Below are 17,187 nucleotides of genomic sequence, written 5' to 3'. Positions count from 1 at the left end.
TGCGATGAGTACCGACGATAAACGTATTCGCGAATTCGCCTACCAGATCTGGGAGTCCGAAGGTAAGCCTACCGGGCACGAAAAACGCCACTGGGAGATGGCGCGCAAACTGGCGGAAGCCGAAGCCCTGGCCCCGAGCAAACCGCCCAAGGCCGCAGGCAAGGCTCCTGCTGCCAAGGCCGACGGCGCCAAGCTTGCCGCCAAACCCGCGGCCAAGCCGGCACCGAAGGCCGCTGCCCCCAAGGCCAAGCCCGCCGCCAAACCTGCGGCAGCCAACTCGGCGATTGAAAAACCGGCCGAGAAAAAACCACGGGCGGCCCGCAAGCCTCCGGCGGTGTAATCACAACGCTCACGCAGTGCGCCTGTTGATGTACCACTGTGGCGAGGGAGCCTGCTCTCGCTGGGCTGCTCAGCAGCCCAGGCCCGGGCCGCGTTGCGCCTCGGTGGGGATGAATCTTCCTCGCCCCAGGGGTCGTGCGCCCGGGACGACCCTTGAATCAACGGACCTTGAACCGATCGCTTTGCCGTAACTGTCTGTCTTTTGCAGGAGCAACTATGACCCGTCCAAAAAAAACCACGCCGCCGCCTGTTATCGAGGCTTCGCGGATTCGTGAAGGGCTGCCTTTTCCGCTTGGTGCGACCTGGGATGGCCTCGGGGTCAATTTCGCGCTGTTTTCGGCCAACGCCACCAAAGTCGAGCTGTGCATTTTCGACGATGCCGGAGAAGTCGAACTCGAACGCATCGAGCTGCCGGAGTACACCGACGAGATTTACCACGGCTATCTGCCCGACGCCCACCCCGGCCTGATCTACGGCTATCGGGTCTATGGCCCGTACGACCCGGAGAACGGCCATCGTTTCAACCCCAACAAGCTGCTGATCGACCCGTACGCCAAGCAATTGGTGGGTGAGCTGAAGTGGTCCGAGGCACTGTTCGGCTACACCATCGGCCACCCTGACGGCGACCTCAGCTTCGATGAGCGCGACAGCGCGCCCTTCGTGCCCAAGTGCAAGGTCATCGACCCGGCGCACACCTGGGGCCACGACCACCGCGTCAGCGTGCCATGGGACAAGACCATCCTGTACGAGACCCACGTGCGCGGCATCAGCATGCGCCATCCCTCGGTGCCGGAGAACCTGCGCGGCACCTTCGCCGGGTTGATGGTCGACGACGTGCTCGAACACATCCGCAAGCTCGGCGTGTCGTCGGTCGAACTGTTGCCGATCCACGGTTTCGTCAACGACCAGCACCTGCTGCACAAGGGCATGACCAACTACTGGGGCTATAACAGCATCGCCTTCTTCGCCCCGGACCCGCGCTACCTGGCCAGCGGCAAGATCGCCGAGTTCAAGGAGATGGTCGCGCACCTGCATGAAGCCAACCTCGAAGTCATCCTCGACGTGGTCTACAACCACACTGCCGAAGGCAACGAACAAGGCCCGACCCTGTCCATGCGCGGCATCGACAACGCTTCGTACTACCGGCTGATGCCTGACGACAAGCGCTACTACATCAACGACTCCGGCACCGGCAACACCCTGGACCTGAGCCATCCGTGCGTCTTGCAGATGGTCACCGACTCCCTGCGCTACTGGGCCACGGAAATGCACGTCGACGGCTTCCGCTTCGACCTGGCCACCATTCTCGGCCGCTACCACGATGGCTTCGATGAGCGCCACAGCTTCCTCGTCGCCTGCCGACAGGACCCGGTGCTGCGCCAGGTGAAGATGATCGCCGAGCCCTGGGACTGCGGCCCCGGTGGCTATCAGGTCGGGGGGTTCCCGCCCGGTTGGATGGAATGGAACGACAAGTTCCGCGACACCGTGCGCGCCTTCTGGAAAGGCGACGACGGCCAACTGGCCGACTTTGCCAGCCGCATGACCGCGTCCGGCGAGATGTTCAACCAGCGGGGCCGACGCCCTTACGCCTCGGTGAACTTCGTCACTGCCCACGACGGTTTTACCCTCAATGACCTGGTGTCGTACAACGACAAGCACAACGAGGCCAACGACGAGAATAACCAGGACGGCAGCAACAACAACCTGTCCTGGAACCATGGCGTCGAAGGGCCGACGGACGATCCGCAGATCAACGCGCTGCGCCATCGGCAGATGCGCAACTTCTTCGCCACGCTGCTGTTTGCCCAGGGCACGCCGATGATCGTCGCCGGGGACGAGTTCGCCCGCACCCAGCACGGCAATAACAATGCTTACTGCCAGGACAGCGAGATCGGTTGGGTCAACTGGGATCTGAGCGAGGACGGCGCGGCGCTGCTCAAGTTCGTCAAGCGCTTGATCAAGTTGCGTCTGGCCTACCCGATCCTGCGGCGCGGACGGTTCCTGGTGGGCAATTACAACGAGGACATCGGCGTCAAGGACGTGACCTGGCTGGCACCCGATGGCAACGAAATGACCGTCGAGCAATGGCAGGACAGCCACGGTCGGTGCCTGGGCATGTTGATGGACGGTCGCGCCCAGGAAACCGGGATCCGGCGCAAAGGCGGCGATGCGACGTTGCTGTTGGTGGTCAATGCGCACCACGACATCGTCAACTTCCGCCTGCCTGAAGTGCCTGAAGGCAGTTTCTGGACGTGCCTGGTCGACACCAACCAGCCCACCGTGCGTGGCCAGGAACGGTTCGAGTTCGAGTCCGAATACTCGGTGACTGGGCGCTCGCTGCTGTTGTTCGAGCTGCAACGTGAGGAAGAAGATTAACTATTGGAGTTAAGCCATTGAAAAACGAGGGCCACACAGATGTGGCCTTCTTTTTTATAGGCCCAGTTGAAAGAAAAAAGTACGGTTCAGACACCGATGCCACGCGACGAATCGACCGGCATGGTCAATACTTCGCTTGCGGTAGACTCCAGGATCAGGAGCGCCGCCAATGGCAATCGTGACTTGATGCGCCACATCGGGCGGTATGCTCGGTGCAAGGCCGCAGGATTGAATACCACAAGGACGTCTTCCCCATGAAACCCGCCTCTCGCCTTAACAGTCGGCAGCACCCGCAAATATGGAACAGTGCGCCGCAACTGGCCGACATTCCCATTATCAGTACCCAGACCCTGGTGCCTGCCGGCGCCCGCGCCGTGATCCTCGCCCCGCATCCGGGCGATGAGGTCGGAGCCTGTGGCGGCTTGCTCCAGTTGCTGAGCAACCTGGCCCATCCCATGTTGTTGATCTCGGTTTCCGATGGCGACATCGGCCATCCGGGCTCACCGTTGTGGAACGATGAACGCTTGCGCATGCACCGCCCCCATCCCCAGGAAAGCGTCGACGCCTTGCATCGCCTGGGCATTCCCGCCCATGGCCTGCAATGGGTGCGCGGCGGTTTTCCGGAAAAGGCCCTCGCCGAACACGAAGCCGAGCTGACGGCGTTCATAAGCCAACATCTGCGACCCGGCGACGTGGTCTTCAGCACCTGGCGCCTGGACGGTGACAGCGACCATGACACGGTGGGCCGAGCCGGTGCCCAGGCCGCCGAGGCCGTCGGCGCGCTGTTCAACGAACTGCCCGTGTGGGCCTGGCACTGGCCGGTGCGCGAGCAAAAGAAAATCCCCTGGCATCGGGCCCGCAAACTGCGCCTGGACGTCTGGACCACCGCCCGCAAGCGTCACGCCATGTACGCCTACACCAGCCAACTCAACGGCGAACCGGCCAGCGGCATCGCACCCTTGGTACCACGGGTGATCCTCGATCGCATGGGCATGCCGTACGAGATTGTCTTCATCTGAAATCTCAGTTCCTGTGGGCGAGCTTGCTCGCGAAAGCGGTGGGCCCGCCGGTTTCTCTGTTGGATGCAAGTCCGCCTTCGCGGGCAAGCCCGCTCCCACACGGGGCTTCACATGGCCTGAGACGCGGATACAACGCAAATCAGGTGTGGGAGCGGGCTTGCTCGCGAAGGCGGTGGATCCGCCGGCTTCTCTGTTGGATGCGAGGCCGCCTTCGCGGGCAAGCCCGCTCCCACATAGGGCTTTGCATGGCCTGAGGCTCGGGTACAAAGCAAATCAGGTGTGGGAGCGGGCTTGCTCGCGAAGGCGGCGGCCCTGGCAACAACAATGCCCCAGGAAAAATCCGGAACTGCCAAAGCCTCCCATCAGTCGCATGAACAGGTACGTCTGATTCAGGAGTGAACGTGACTCGAGATCCCGATTGGCGAGCCGTCGAAACCATGCCATTGGACACGCCTGCGGAGGTTCATCGGCTACGAGTCCTGACGGTCAATACGCACAAGGGTTTCACCGCCCTCAACCGCCGTTTCATCCTGCCCGAGTTGCGCGAAGCGGTGCGCAGCACGGGCGCCGACCTGGTGTTCCTGCAGGAAGTGCTGGGCGAACATGACCGTCATGCGTCGCGCTACGACAACTGGCCGCAGACCTCCCAATACGAATTTCTCGCCGACAGCATGTGGAATGACTTCGCCTACGGCCGCAACGCCGTGTACCCCGATGGTCATCACGGCAACGCCCTGCTGTCCAAATACCCTATCCGCCAGTTCCGCAACCTCGACGTGTCCATCACCGGCCCGGAACGCCGCGGCTTGCTGCACTGCGTGCTGGAGGTCCCGGGCCACGCCGAAGTCCACGGGATTTGCGTACACCTGAGCCTGTTGGAAAGCCATCGCCAACTGCAACTCAAGCTGCTCTGCCAACTGCTCGATTCGTTGCCCGAAGACGCCCCGGTGATCATTGCCGGCGACTTCAACGACTGGCAGTTGCACGGCAACACCACCCTCGCCCGCCGTGGCTACCTGCACGAGGCCTTCGAGCACCATCACGGCCGCCCCGCCCGGACGTATCCGGCGCGTTTCCCGCTGCTGCGCCTGGACCGCGTCTACCTGCGCAATGCCAGCAGCCACGCGCCACAGATACTCGGCACCAAGCCGTGGACCCATCTGAGCGACCACCTGCCGTTATCGGTGGAAGTGCATTTGTAGCCCCGATTTTGCGCCGCGCGCAGCGCAAGCACCTGTAAGTTCTGACAGTAGCGACGCTCGCTATTCGTTGTTAGGGTCCCATCCCATACAGCGAGCGTTGCCAGGTCCTGTGTGCCAGTAGTCGTGCAACCGATGCTGAAACCGGCATTCCAGGATGCTGCTGCAGAGGGAAAGCACATGTGCTCGCGCGATCGTGGATTCAATCGGCTGTTCAACGCCTTATCGGTTTCAAGCCTGTTCCTGCTCAACACCCCGCCGGCCCTGGCGGCTTGCACCTTGACGCCGACCGCAGGCGACGATGCCTACGTCTGCGACAGTGGCAGCACCCCGGGGTTGACTGACCTGGCCGGCAACAACCGCCTGACGATGCCGGCCAATGGCAGCGGCGCCATCACCGGCGACGTCACTTTCGGCGCCGGCACCGACTACATCGAGATCAATGCCAACGGCACCATCGGCGGCGATGTTCAGCAGGGCTCGGGCATCGATGACTTCGTCATGCACGGTGGCAGTATCCAGTCCCTGGCCCAGGGCGATGGCCTCGACGCCTTCCTGATGACCGGTGGCACCATCGTCGAGGCCTTCGAGGATGGCGACATCGCCCGCATGACCGGCGGCACCATCGGCCGAGTCGACATGAAGCTTGATGACAACCTGTTCGACATGTCGGGTGGGCAGATCCTCGGCAACCTGGTGACCGGCTTTGGCCAGGACACCATCATCCTCTCCGCAGGACGCATCGGTGGCAACGTGAGTGTCAGCGGCGGTGACGACAGCGTCACCGTCAGCGGCGGGGAAATCGATGGCGAGGTGCGCACCAGCTTCGGCAACGACCGGTTCCAGTGGAGCGGCGGCGTCATTCGTTCAGCCATCCTGATGGGCGACGGCACCGACACGGCGCTGCTGCAAACCCTGGATGAAACCCGGCTCGCCAGCACCCCCAGCCTGGACGGCGGGTTGGGCCAGGACAGCCTGACGTTCGAGGCCACGACCTCCAGCACCGGTGCCCGCTATGTCAATTGGGAGACCGTCAATCTGGCCCAGGGCTCACGCCTGGACCTCAACGACACGCTGGTGCTGGGCGACTCCGCCACGGCCACCGGAGTGCTGAACATCGACAGCAGCAGCGTATTGACGTCAACCCAAGGCAGCGTGAATCCGTTTACCGCTGGCCAATCGGTCACCCTCAACAACAGCGGGACGATTGACCTTACGCGAAACAACACGCGCACCAACGACAGCCTCACCGTGCAGGGCAACTATGTCGGCAACAACGGCCAACTGCGCCTGCAAACGGTGCTCGGCGCCGACGGTTCCCCCAGCGACAAGCTGGTGGTCAACGGCGGCACGCTCACCGGCAACACCGCCATTGCCGTCACGAATGTCGGGGGTGCGGGCGGCTTGACGACCCAGGACGGGATCGAACTGGTCCAGGCCCAGGGTGGCGCGGTCAGCGACAGCGGCGCCTTCTCCCTGGCGCAATCGGTCTCGGCCGGTGCGTTCGACTATCGCCTGTTCAAGGGAGGCGTAACGGGCAACGCAAACAACTGGTACCTGCGCTCGACCGTGGTCGCTGGACCGGTGGCCGCGCCTCCCCCGCCGCCACAGCCAAACGCACCTACCCCGCCACCCTTGCCGCCGTTGCCGGTGGCCGTGCCGGGCGCCGCGCCGATCCCGTTGTATCGTCCGGAAGTGCCCACCTGGTCGGTGTTGCCGCCCGCCGCGGCGCAACTGACGCTGATGGCCCTGGGCACCTTCCACGACCGCCAGGGCGACCAGCGCCTGCTGACGGAGAACGGGGCCTTCGGTGCGGGTTGGGGCCGGGTCTATGGCAAGGACCTGGACCAGACGTGGGCCGGCACCGTGACACCACGCCTCGATGGGTCCATCAAGGGGTTCCAGGTCGGAAATGACCTGTACAGCGCGCCAATGTCCGGCGGCCAGACCCAGCGAATCGGCTTCTTCGTCGGCCATACCGAATTGAACGGCCACGTCGATGGCTTCAACCTGGGCTTCCAAGGTCGTCGCGCTGGCAAGATCGAGCTCGACGGCGACAGTTACGGGTTGTACTGGACGCTGACCGATTCCTCCGGCGGCTACGTCGACGCCGTCGTGATGGGCACGCGCCTGGACGGCGACAACCGCTCCGAACGCGGCGTGAAGATCGATAACCGCGGCCATGCGCTGACACTCTCGGCCGAGGCCGGCTACCCGTTCGCGGTGAGCGCCGACTGGGTTCTCGAACCCCAGGTCCAGGTGATTCACCAGAAGGTGTCGCTGGACACCCAGAACGATGGGATTTCCAAGGTCAAATTCGATTCCGAAGGGGCCTGGACCGGCCGGGTCGGGGCCCGGCTCAAGGGCCGCTACCAGATCAGTGGCATGCCCGTGGAACCCTACCTGCGCGCCAACCTCTGGCACACGTTCTCCGGCACCGACGCCGTGACCTTCGATGACAGCGACCGGGTCGAGACCCAGCAGCGGGCCTCCACCGGCGACCTGGGCGTGGGCGTCATCGTCACCTTGGCGCCTGCGGTCAGCGTGTACGCCGCTGCCGACTACAGCAACAACCTCGACAGCAACCCGCAACGCAGCGTGGCAGGTAATCTTGGCGTGAGGATCAGTTGGTAGACCCGCCACCTGCCCCCGAAAGCCTGCCGCCACAGCCCGCCCCTGGGTGGCGAGGGATCATTCCCCCGCCACCGTTTCATCCTTCACTTAAAAAACACCTCCATTAAAGGGTATAACCCTAAAAGCGATTGACGCCTGCAAGCCCCCGGCTCATTTCATTGATGGAGTAACGACATGACCACCGCCCCCCTGCTCGCCAACCTGTTCCCCAGCGCCGACCGGATTCCGGAGGCCTACCGCCTCGAAGGCCAGATCGAACAACGCGAATACCTGGTCGAGGGGGTCTTGAAGACCTGGCAAGGCCCCCTCGCCGTCGTTCGTAGCCCGGTGTACCTGGCCGGAGCCCAAGGCGATGAGCAAGTGATCCTGGGCAGCACGCCGCTGCTGGATGCCGAGACCGCCCTCACCGCCCTGGACGCCGCCGTCCGCGCTTATGACCGCGGCCAGGGCCAATGGCCGACGATGCGCGTGGCCGAGCGCATCCGCCATGTGGAAACCTTTCTGGCGCGCATGCGCGAGCAGCGCGAAGCGGTGGTCAAGCTGCTGATGTGGGAAATCGGCAAGAACCTGAAGGACTCCCAGAAAGAATTCGACCGCACCTGCGATTACATCGTCGACACCATCAATGCCCTCAAGGAACTGGACCGCCGCTCCAGCCGCTTCGAACTGGAACAGGACACCCTCGGGCAGATCCGCCGCGTGCCCCTGGGCGTCGCCTTGTGCATGGGCCCCTACAACTATCCGCTGAATGAGACCTTCACCACGCTGATTCCGGCGCTGATCATGGGCAACACCGTCGTGTTCAAGCCGGCCAAGCTCGGCGTGCTGCTGATACGACCGCTGCTCGAAGCGTTCCGCGACAGCTTCCCGGCAGGCGTGATCAACGTGATCTACGGCAGTGGGCGCGAAACCGTCAGCGCACTGATGGCCAGCGGCAAGGTCGACATCTTCGCCTTCATCGGCACCAACAAGGCCGCCAGCGACCTGAAGAAACTTCACCCGCGCCCCCATCGTCTGCGCGCGGCCCTGGGCCTGGATGCGAAAAACCCCGGACTGGTGCTGCCCGAGGTCGACCTGGACAACGCCGTCAGCGAGGCCCTGACCGGTTCGCTGTCGTTCAACGGCCAGCGCTGCACGGCGTTGAAGATCCTCTTCGTCCATGAGGATGTGGCGCCGGCGTTCATCGAAAAATTCAACGCCCGCCTGGCGGCCCTGAAACCCGGCATGCCGTGGGAGGACGGCGTAGCGCTGACGCCGCTGCCCGAATCGGGCAAGGTCGACTACTTGCACTCGTTGGTCGCCGATGCGCTCGCCAAGGGCGCGCAGGTGACCAATGCCCACGGCGGCGAGGCCCGCAGCTCATTCTTCTACCCGGCGGTGCTCTACCCGGTGAACACAGCGATGCGGGTCTACCACGAAGAACAGTTCGGCCCGGTCGTGCCCATCGTGCCGTACCGCGACCTCAATACCGTCATCGACTACGTCCTGGAATCCGACTTCGGCCAGCAACTGAGCATTTTCGGCACCAACCCGGCGGAAGTCGGCAAGCTGGTGGACACCTTCGCCAACCAGGTCGGGCGCATCAACATCAATGCCCAGTGCCAACGCGGACCGGACACCTTTCCGTTCAACGGCCGGAAAAACTCCGCCGAAGGCACGCTGTCGGTGCACGATGCGCTGCGAACCTTTTCCATACGGACCCTGGTGGCGACCAAGTTCCAGGAGAGCAACAAGGCACTGATCAGCGACATCATCCGAGCGCGCGATTCGAACTTCCTGACCACCGACTACATCTTCTAGCCCGACAGCGGCGCATCACGACAGGGCCGGACGGCGCAGCCTGCTGCCCCAGCCCTGTTGCATGCCGGCCGCCGCCAGCAGGATTGCCGCCACACCCAGCCATTGCAAAGGCTCCAGACGGTGACCGAAGGCGAACCAGTCGACGAAGATCGCCGCGATCGGGTAAATGAACGACAGCGCCCCGGTCACCGCGGTGGGCAGGCGCTGGATGGCGCTGTACAGCAACACGTACATCACGCCGGTGTGCACCATGCCCAGGGTCACCAGGCTGGCCCAGGCTTCGCCCTGTTGAGGCAAGGCCGCGAAGTTGGCCCAGGGCGCCAGCAGCAACACGCCGGTGCTGACCTGGATCAGCGCGATCAGGTGCGGTGGGGTACCAGTCAGGCGCTTGATGATCAACGCCGCGATGGCGTACAGCAGTGCCGCCCCCAACGCCAGCGCAATGCCCAGCAAGTATTCATCGCCCCCTTGTTCCTGAGTGCCGTGGGCACTGACGATCGCCAGCATGCCGAGGAACGACAAGGCCAGCCAGGCCAGTTTCTGCACGGTGATCTTCTCCCCGAGAAACAGCGCCGCCAACCCCACCAGCATGAACGGCTGAATGTTGTACACCGCCGTGCCGATAGCAATCGACGCCCGAGAGTAAGAAGCGAACAACAGCACCCAGTTGCCGACGATCGCCACCCCACTGATCACCGCCAGCCCAAAAGTGGCGCGGCTGAGGATGCCGCGACGCAGGAAGCCGAAGCCGGCGCAGATCAGCAGCAAGGTGACGGCACCAAACACGCAGCGCCAGAACACCACATCCAGCACCGGCAAGCCGGAAACCAGCACGAACCATCCGATGGTCCCGGAAATCAGCATGGCGGCGGTCATTTCCAGCGAACCGCGACGTAAGGTCTTGTCCATCTTCAGGCTCCTTCAGCAAGTGAGCACAGTATGCCGAGGCCACTGACCGCTTCTCCATGGCATGAAAAAGGCTAAACTGCCTTTCGACCTTTTTTATCAAGGCAACCTGGCGTATTTGCCTAACGGAGCTGAAATGACTGACGACATCGACCAGATCCTCATCGGCGCCCTGATGGAAGACTCACGGCGCTCCCTCAAGGCCCTGGCGAACCTGAGCGGGCTGTCCTCCCCCAGCGTCGCCGAGCGGCTTCGGCGCCTGGAGGAACGCGGCGTGCTCAGGGGCTACACCGTCGAGGTGGACCCAAAGAGCTTTGGCTATCAGCTACAGGCCATCGTGCGTATTCGCCCGCTGCCGGGGCAGTTGCAGGAGGTGGAGCGTCAGATCCAGGCCATCGCCGAGTTCACCGAATGCGACAAGGTGACCGGCGACGACTGCTTCATCGCCCGCCTGCATGTGCGCTCGATGGAACAGCTCGACACCTTGCTGGACAAGCTCAATGTTCACGCCGAGACCAATACGGCCATCGTCAAGAAGACGCCGGTCAAGCGGCGGTTGCCGCCGATGGCGTGAACGAAAAAAGCCGGCCTCGGGTGGTCCGAGGCCGGTAAGGGGCGTTACTCGAGCTCTTCCAGTTCGGGACTGCGTTGCACTTTGTGCACTTCGTCCTCAGGCGCATTGCTCGCCTTGATCAGCTTGAGCGTCTGGAGCTTGGTGCAGGCATTGACGCCATCGGCATAGACGCCGCTGTGGTTGCACTTCCAGTCATAGAAGTTGGCCAGGGCTCCGGACAGTTGCAGGCTGTAGTCGGTGCTTTGCGTGCCTGGACTGAACGGCTGGCCGGCCGGGATGTTCTGGAACCATTTCATCCACTCGTCACCTCCCACCGGGGGCGGGTTGGCCTGGAACGTAGGGTTCATGAGCGCCAGTTGCTGGTACTCGGCCGTCATGTGGCAACTCAGGCAAGACGCCTGCGGATTGTCCACCGGCCCGTTGAGCCGTCCGTTCCAACCCAGGTGGGTCGGTGGCAGTTCCTGGGTGTTGGCATTGATCGCAGTCTGCTTCAAGGCCGGGTTGATCTTGGTCTCCACCGGTTTGGGATTGGTGAAGTCGTTGCCGGTCTCCTTGGGATCATTGCCCCACATGATCCCCACCGGCACCAGGTTGTTCCAGTTCGCCTTGCCGGTCACGGCGCCGTTGTATTGGAAGGTGCCGAACAGCCAGCCGGTGTCGCTGACGCGGGTATCGCGCACGGCGATGTCCATCTGGATCAGCGCGACCTGGGTGACGGACCGGTCGGTCGAGGTGAAGGTTTCAGTGGTGTAGGCTTTCCACAGCAGTGGGTTCGCCAGGAACGGCACCGTCTTGACGTCTATGTCAGCGAACAGCGCCTTGCACACCACCGTGCCGTTGGGGAAGCTCTTGGGTTTGGAGGTGTAGCTCGGATCCGGGTTGTCGGGGTCTTTCCAGACCTGGCCGATGGTGTAGGCGCCTATGTCGTTATAGATCCCCACCGCGTAGGTTTGCCCGCTGTCGGTCTGGGTACTTGCCAACTGCCCGGGCTGGATCGGTGCCTCCTTGGTCAGCCCGCTGATGCCTTCACGACCATTGGGGCCGTAATGCTGCCAAGGCATGTGATACCAGCGACGAATCTTGTTTTTTTGCACCTTCCAGCCGATTTCGGTATTGCCTTCCAGGCAGTACTTTTTCACCTCCTCCATGTAGGGACGCCAGGTTTCGAAGTCATTGGAGAATGTCTTGGGCAAATGCTGGAAGAATGCCGGCATCGAGGAAGCACCCGGCGGCGCCTTCGGGTAATCCTGACTGAGCTGGAACGGCGGTCCGGAATATTCGCTCTTGGGCGGGGCGTAGCCGAAATCGGGGAAGACTCCGGCGTGGACGCTGGCGGTGAACAGCGCACCCGTCAGGGCCAGCAACGCAACGATCTTTCCTTGAGGCTGGTTCATCAATATCTCCTTATAGGGAAACGCCTGCTGCCGCATCGGATTCCTGGCCGATGTGCAGGGCTTCCTTCTGTTATCAGGCTGCAGCACGATGCCCAAAGCCTGTTCACGGTCCTACGGAGTCGACGTGATAAGCCTCCCTGCCCCAACAGACAGCCACGAGCAGACCGCGCTCGATGGCCAGATACGTGATGGGGAAAATGTCAGGCAGGTCACTCGGCGATCCACTTCTTGCCTCCCATGGCACTACGCTTCCATGTCCATAGGTGTAGATCATTTATCCAAAGTCGCCATCATGGTGGCGCTTTTTTACGGCAATTGGCCATGATGGGACGCATCGTAGGCGAGAAAACCACCGAGGCGTTTTTTGGAAGGGTACTCACGTGCCTGGTGCGGCCTCGTCAACGGCACAGCTGCCGCAGGGATAAACCATCGCTCGCGCGCCCTCACCCGTCGCCAGCCATCGCTCACTGACACTCAACAAGCGCGCCAAATGGGGGAGCCTCGCCTGAGGTACACCCCGGGCGCACCAGTTCGCCAGGCATTGGGGGCTGACCTCAAGCACCTCGGCGAAACCCGCGCTGGAGATGGCGTAGTCTTCGAGCGTAGCTCTCAAGCGTTGTCCGCCCGCACGCCGGGTTGAGGGTGACTGTCTGCACGACTTCGCACGCCGAGCGCTGGTCATTTGTCAGGCTCGCCTCCTTGCCATTCGATGAGCGCGGCAGAATCAGGTATTGGGGGTGGGCTGGGTAGGCATGGAAACGTGTCTTTCAGCGCAAAAGGAACTGGCCTACCGGTAGAAGGTAAAACTCCTACAGACATGGCACAAATATCGGGACTACTGGGAGCGCTGCACCGCTCTCACGAGTTACCTCCACAAGAAGCCGGGGCTGGAGCCAGGACAGGCATGTCAATCCGTGGGCAAGAAAAAGCCCGCCGAAGCGGGCTCTTTCTCACTCATCGAGCGGCATTGGATCAGTCGTCGCGACCCATCAGGCCGAACAGCTGGAGCAGGCTGACGAACAGGTTGTAGATCGATACATACAGGCTAATGGTCGCCATGATGTAGTTACGCTCGCCGCCGTGGATGATCGCGCTGGTCTGATACAGGATGCAGACCGACGAGAACAGTACGAAGCCGGCGCTGATCGCCAGTTGCAGGCCGCTGATCTGGAAGAAGAAGCTGGCAACGACCGCACCCAGCAAGACGAAGAAACCGGCGGTGATGAAACCGCTCAGGAAGCTCATGTCCTTGCGGGAGATCAGCACGTAGGCCGACAGGCCGCCGAACACCAGCGCGGTCATTGCGAAGGCCGAGCTGACCACCTCGGCGCCGCCCTGCATCTGCAGGTAGCGGTTGAGGATCGGGCCGAGCAGGAAGCCCATGAAGCCGGTCAGGGCAAACGCCGACACCAGGCCCCAGGCCGAATCACGGAGCTTGTTGGTGAGGAAGAAAAGGCCGTAGAAACCGATCAGCACCACGAAGATGTTCGGGTAACCCACCCGCATCTGCTGGGCGACGTAGGCCATCACACCGCTGAAGGCGAGTGTGAGTGCCAGCAGGCCATATGTGTTGCGCAGGACGCGGCTAACTTCTAGCTGCTCAGCCTGCACGCTGTTGTTCACTGCGTAATCCTGTTCGCGCATGGCGACACTCCTCCGGTTCTGAAACATTCAGTGGCAAGGATAATAACAGACGCTCTGTAACAAGCTACGTAGAGAGTTTGACAGTGTGTTTCATTCGGGTATTATGGCGCCCGCAACGCAGTACGGAGGTGTGGCCGAGTGGTTTAAGGCAACGGTCTTGAAAACCGTCGACTGTAACAGGTCCATGAGTTCGAATCCCATCGCCTCCGCCATTTTCATGTACGAAAGAGCCCTGATCATTCAGGGCTTTTTTGTGCCTGGCGTTCTGGGTAAACCGCCGACAAACAGGACGCCGGCCCCCACTTATGCGCTATCGCCCACCCACGTGATCAAGGAAAGAAAAGTGACCAGCAAAACCATCGGTTCTCTTGTTGCCGCCCTCATCGGCGTCGTCCTGTTATGCGTCTTCTTTGGCAGTTGGTACACGGTCGACGAAACCGAACGCGGCGTGCTGCTGCGCAACGGTGCGCTGGTCGGCGTGGTAGAACCGGGGCTGTCGTTCAAGACCCCCTTCATCGAATCGGTGCGCCTGATCAGCGTACAGAGCCAGGTCACCGCTTATGAAGACCTCCAGGCCTACAGCAAGGACCAGCAGTCCGCGCAATTGAAGGTATCGGTCTCCTGGCACATCGCGCCCTCCGATGTGGCCAAGGTCTACACCCAGTTCAAGGACCTCGAAGGCATCCGCGACCGCATGATCAGTCGCCAGGTGCCGACCCAGGTAGAAAACGTGTTCGGCAAGTTCAACGCCGTGGCCGCCGTGCAGAACCGTGTCCAGTTGGTCAACGATATTTCCACGGCGATCAAGTCGACCATCACCGGACCGGTGATCATCGACAGCGTCCAAGTTGAGAACATCGACTTCAGCGATGCCTACGAAAAGGCCATCGAAGCGCGCATGGCGGCGGAAGTCCAGGTCAAGACCCGCGAACAGCAACTCGCCACCGAACAGGTCCAGGCGCAGATTCGCGTGACCCAGGCCCAGGCAGAAGCCGATTCGCAAGTCGCCCAGGCCAAGGCGGATGCACTTGCCACCGAACTGCGCGGTAAGGCCGAAGCCGAGGCCATCAAGGCTCGGGCGCAAGCGCTTGCCAGCAACCAGAACCTGGTGGAGCTGACCAAGGCCGAACGCTGGAATGGCGTCCTGCCAACCACCGTGGTGCCCAACGGCGCCCTGCCCTTCATCGACATCAAGTAACGCCTGCGGCGCGGTCTGTCCTGGCCGCGCCTGCTCCCTCCCGCTGCGTACCCGTCGCCCACAACACCCCCCTGGTTAACGCTACACTCACCCACACTGTTCACCGTTAGCAGGGAGCTCAACGTGTATCCAGGCAAACACAGCTTATCCCTCCAGCCGTCCTCCCGCCCCACTGCCCACCGCGCCGACTGGCCTCGCGAACCCTCTTCACGCCTCGGCCACTCACCGACGCCTTCGACAAGCGCCCTGAACAGGAGAGCAGCGTGACCACCTTTATCGCGAAATATAAATGGCCGGCGTTGCTGGCCCTGGCGCTGTTTGTTTTTTCTGCCCTGATATTCTTTCTGATCAAGTCCTACACCTACGACTCATCGACCTACTTCGAGTCCCGTGACTTCATTCGCCAGCTCAAACAGGCCGATGCCAACTGGAACAGCAAAATCCTGAGAAAGAAAATCGGCGTCAACAACAACCTGTCGCTGACTCCACCGCCTGAAGCGAACAGCCGCTGGGAGCAGTTGGAGCGCCTCAACAGCACCGGCCCGCTGGCGAATCTCTGGGCATCCAGACGCCAGGGCTACGTGGATGCCGTCAGGAACAAGACCCTGCTGGTGGAGCAATTCCAGCAACACAACGCCCAACTGCGCAACGCCCTCGATGCATTGCCGACAGCCGAGGACGATATCCAGGCCCTGCTCAAGGATATGGACATCGAGAGCCCGACGGAACGCCTGACCGCCGCGTCCAACATCCTGGAGCTGACCCTGACGACCTTGGAGTACGCGCTTTACGTCACCGCGGACAAAGCCAACGAGCTGCAGAGCCAACTCACAGCACTGGACACCTACATCGACCGACTGCCTTTGCAACATCGATCGGCCTTCATCACGTTGACAGGGCACGCCAATGCCATCGTCCAGGAACAACCGATCGTCAATGACCTGCTCGACCGCATCAGTGTCATCCCGGTAGCGCAGGAGCTGGACAACATCAATGAGCTGCTCAACGAGACACAACGCCGGACAGCCGCGACGGACCGCCAATACCATATCTACCTCGCCATGTGCGCCAGCCTGATGGCGATCCTGATGATCTACCTGGCCGTGCGCCTGGTACGCAGCGCCGCCGTGATCAACCAGATAAACCAGGCCCTGCAAACGTCCAACGAACGCCTGGAAGAACGGGTGCAGGAACGCACTCGCGAGCTGAAAGAAGCCGAGCGCGAATTGATGGACGCCGCGCGGATGGCGGGTATGGCCGAGATCGCGACGAACGTCTTGCACAATGTCGGGAACGTGCTCAATAGCGTGAATATTTCGGCGGAACTGGTGACCCGCAAGTTGAAGAACAGCAAGACATTGGGGTTGGGCAAGGCGGTCAAGATGATGAATGATCACGCCGACGACCTTGGCCGCTTCATCACCGAAGATGAAAAGGGCAAATTGCTGCCGCGTTACTTCAATGAGCTGGTCGAGTCCATCGGGAACGAGCAGGCGTTGCTGGTCGACGAGCTGGCGCAGTTGACCAAGAGCATCGATCACATCAAGGAAATCGTCACCACTCAACAAACCTACGCCGGAGCAGCCAGGCTGGTCGAACCCCTCCACGTCACCGACTTGTTCGAGGACGCCTTGCGCATGAACTCGGGCGCCCTGAGCCGGCACCACGTCACGGTGATCAAGGACTACCAGGACACGCCCACGATCCTGGGGGACAAGCACCGGCTGTTGCTGATCCTGATCAACCTCATCAGCAACGCCAAGTTCGCCATGTCGCACATTTCCGAGCCACGAGAAATGACCCTGGGCATCCGCATCCTGGCCCCCGGCACCCTGAGCTTCAGTGTCAAGGATTGCGGCGAGGGCATTGCCCCCGAGAACCTGTCGCGCATCTTCAACCACGGGTTCACTACCCGCAAGGATGGCCACGGGTTCGGCTTGCACAGTTGCGCACTGGCGGCGGTGGAAATGAATGGGCGCCTGCATGTCCACAGTGACGGGCCAGGCCAGGGCGCCCTGTTCACCCTGGAGATTCCCCTGGAACTGCCGCCGCACTGATCTGTATCGAGCAAGCTTGCTCCCGCCGGGCTGCGCAGCAGCCCTAT

12 protein-coding genes and 1 tRNA gene are annotated in these 17,187 nt (G+C 62.0%); 10 read left to right on the top strand and 3 right to left on the bottom strand.

Going from position 1 to position 17,187, the window contains the following annotated elements; genetic code table 11:
* Positions 1–4: 4 nt before the first annotated feature.
* The 6 genes from VM99_19030 (at position 5) to VM99_19005 (ending at position 9,367) form a co-directional block, all read left to right on the top strand.
* A complete protein-coding gene (locus tag VM99_19030) occupies positions 5–340 on the top strand; it encodes a hypothetical protein (protein ID AKK00061.1) in 336 nt (111 codons plus the stop codon).
* A 215-nt stretch (positions 341–555) separates the two neighbouring features.
* Complete coding sequence (locus VM99_19025; GenBank protein ID AKK00060.1) at positions 556–2,715, top strand: glycogen debranching protein; 2,160 nt, start codon at positions 556–558, stop codon at positions 2,713–2,715.
* A gap of 254 nt (positions 2,716–2,969) precedes the next feature.
* On the top strand, positions 2,970–3,734 hold the full coding sequence (locus tag VM99_19020; protein ID AKK00059.1) for an acetylglucosaminylphosphatidylinositol deacetylase: 765 nt from the start codon (positions 2,970–2,972) through the stop codon (positions 3,732–3,734).
* 401 nt (positions 3,735–4,135) lie between these two features.
* On the top strand, positions 4,136–4,936 hold the full coding sequence (locus VM99_19015; protein AKK00058.1) for a hypothetical protein: 801 nt from the start codon (positions 4,136–4,138) through the stop codon (positions 4,934–4,936).
* Between the two features lie 177 nt (positions 4,937–5,113).
* Complete coding sequence (locus VM99_19010) at positions 5,114–7,567, top strand: autotransporter (protein AKK00057.1); 2,454 nt, start codon at positions 5,114–5,116, stop codon at positions 7,565–7,567.
* Positions 7,568–7,741: 174 nt separating this feature from the next.
* Positions 7,742–9,367 (top strand): aldehyde dehydrogenase, encoded by a 1,626-nt coding sequence (locus tag VM99_19005; protein AKK00056.1) that lies wholly within the window; start codon positions 7,742–7,744, stop codon positions 9,365–9,367.
* Between the two features lie 15 nt (positions 9,368–9,382).
* On the opposite strand, the gene VM99_19000 is transcribed toward VM99_19005, so the two are convergent.
* Positions 9,383–10,276: a multidrug DMT transporter permease gene (locus tag VM99_19000; GenBank protein AKK00055.1), complete on the bottom strand. Its 894-nt coding sequence runs from the start codon at positions 10,274–10,276 to the stop codon at positions 9,383–9,385.
* A 133-nt stretch (positions 10,277–10,409) separates the two neighbouring features.
* Here VM99_19000 and VM99_18995 point away from each other — a divergent pair, with 133 nt between their 5' ends.
* Entirely contained in the window at positions 10,410–10,847 is a 438-nt protein-coding gene (locus tag VM99_18995) for an AsnC family transcriptional regulator (GenBank protein AKK00054.1), read from the top strand.
* A gap of 44 nt (positions 10,848–10,891) precedes the next feature.
* Here the strand turns inward: VM99_18995 and VM99_18990 are convergent, their stop codons facing one another.
* Both VM99_18990 and VM99_18985 read right to left on the bottom strand, forming a co-directional pair.
* On the bottom strand, positions 10,892–12,241 hold the full coding sequence (locus VM99_18990; protein ID AKK00053.1) for a hypothetical protein: 1,350 nt from the start codon (positions 12,239–12,241) through the stop codon (positions 10,892–10,894).
* Between the two features lie 972 nt (positions 12,242–13,213).
* Positions 13,214–13,885 carry a membrane protein gene (locus tag VM99_18985; protein ID AKK00052.1) on the bottom strand — a complete coding sequence of 224 codons (672 nt, stop codon included), beginning with the start codon at positions 13,883–13,885 and terminating at the stop codon, positions 13,214–13,216.
* A 124-nt stretch (positions 13,886–14,009) separates the two neighbouring features.
* On the opposite strand from VM99_18985, the gene VM99_18980 reads away from it, so the two are divergent.
* The 3 genes from VM99_18980 (at position 14,010) to VM99_18970 (ending at position 17,140) form a co-directional block, all read left to right on the top strand.
* Positions 14,010–14,097: transfer RNA gene (locus VM99_18980), tRNA-Ser, on the top strand.
* A 131-nt stretch (positions 14,098–14,228) separates the two neighbouring features.
* Positions 14,229–15,083, top strand: coding sequence for a Band 7 protein (locus VM99_18975; GenBank protein AKK00051.1), 855 nt, complete (start codon positions 14,229–14,231; stop codon positions 15,081–15,083).
* A 263-nt stretch (positions 15,084–15,346) separates the two neighbouring features.
* Positions 15,347–17,140, top strand: a complete 1,794-nt coding sequence (locus VM99_18970) for a histidine kinase (protein AKK00050.1) — start codon at positions 15,347–15,349, stop codon at positions 17,138–17,140.
* Positions 17,141–17,187 lie beyond the last annotated feature (47 nt).

Source organism: Pseudomonas chlororaphis (assembly GCA_001023535.1).
Classification (GTDB): Bacteria; Pseudomonadota; Gammaproteobacteria; order Pseudomonadales; family Pseudomonadaceae; genus Aquipseudomonas; species Aquipseudomonas chlororaphis_E.
This window is presented reverse-complemented; position numbering and strand designations above follow the sequence as displayed.

Coding starts and splice junctions, on each gene's coding strand:
- VM99_19010 (AKK00057.1), top strand. CDS start 5,114: ATGTGCTCGCGCGATCGTGGATTCAATCGGCTGTTCAACGCCTTATCG.
- VM99_18995 (AKK00054.1), top strand. CDS start 10,410: ATGACTGACGACATCGACCAGATCCTCATCGGCGCCCTGATGGAAGAC.
- VM99_19020 (AKK00059.1), top strand. CDS start 2,970: ATGAAACCCGCCTCTCGCCTTAACAGTCGGCAGCACCCGCAAATATGG.
- VM99_19030 (AKK00061.1), top strand. CDS start 5: ATGAGTACCGACGATAAACGTATTCGCGAATTCGCCTACCAGATCTGG.
- VM99_18985 (AKK00052.1), bottom strand. CDS start 13,885: ATGCGCGAACAGGATTACGCAGTGAACAACAGCGTGCAGGCTGAGCAG.
- VM99_19000 (AKK00055.1), bottom strand. CDS start 10,276: ATGGACAAGACCTTACGTCGCGGTTCGCTGGAAATGACCGCCGCCATG.
- VM99_18990 (AKK00053.1), bottom strand. CDS start 12,241: ATGAACCAGCCTCAAGGAAAGATCGTTGCGTTGCTGGCCCTGACGGGT.
- VM99_19005 (AKK00056.1), top strand. CDS start 7,742: ATGACCACCGCCCCCCTGCTCGCCAACCTGTTCCCCAGCGCCGACCGG.
- VM99_19025 (AKK00060.1), top strand. CDS start 556: ATGACCCGTCCAAAAAAAACCACGCCGCCGCCTGTTATCGAGGCTTCG.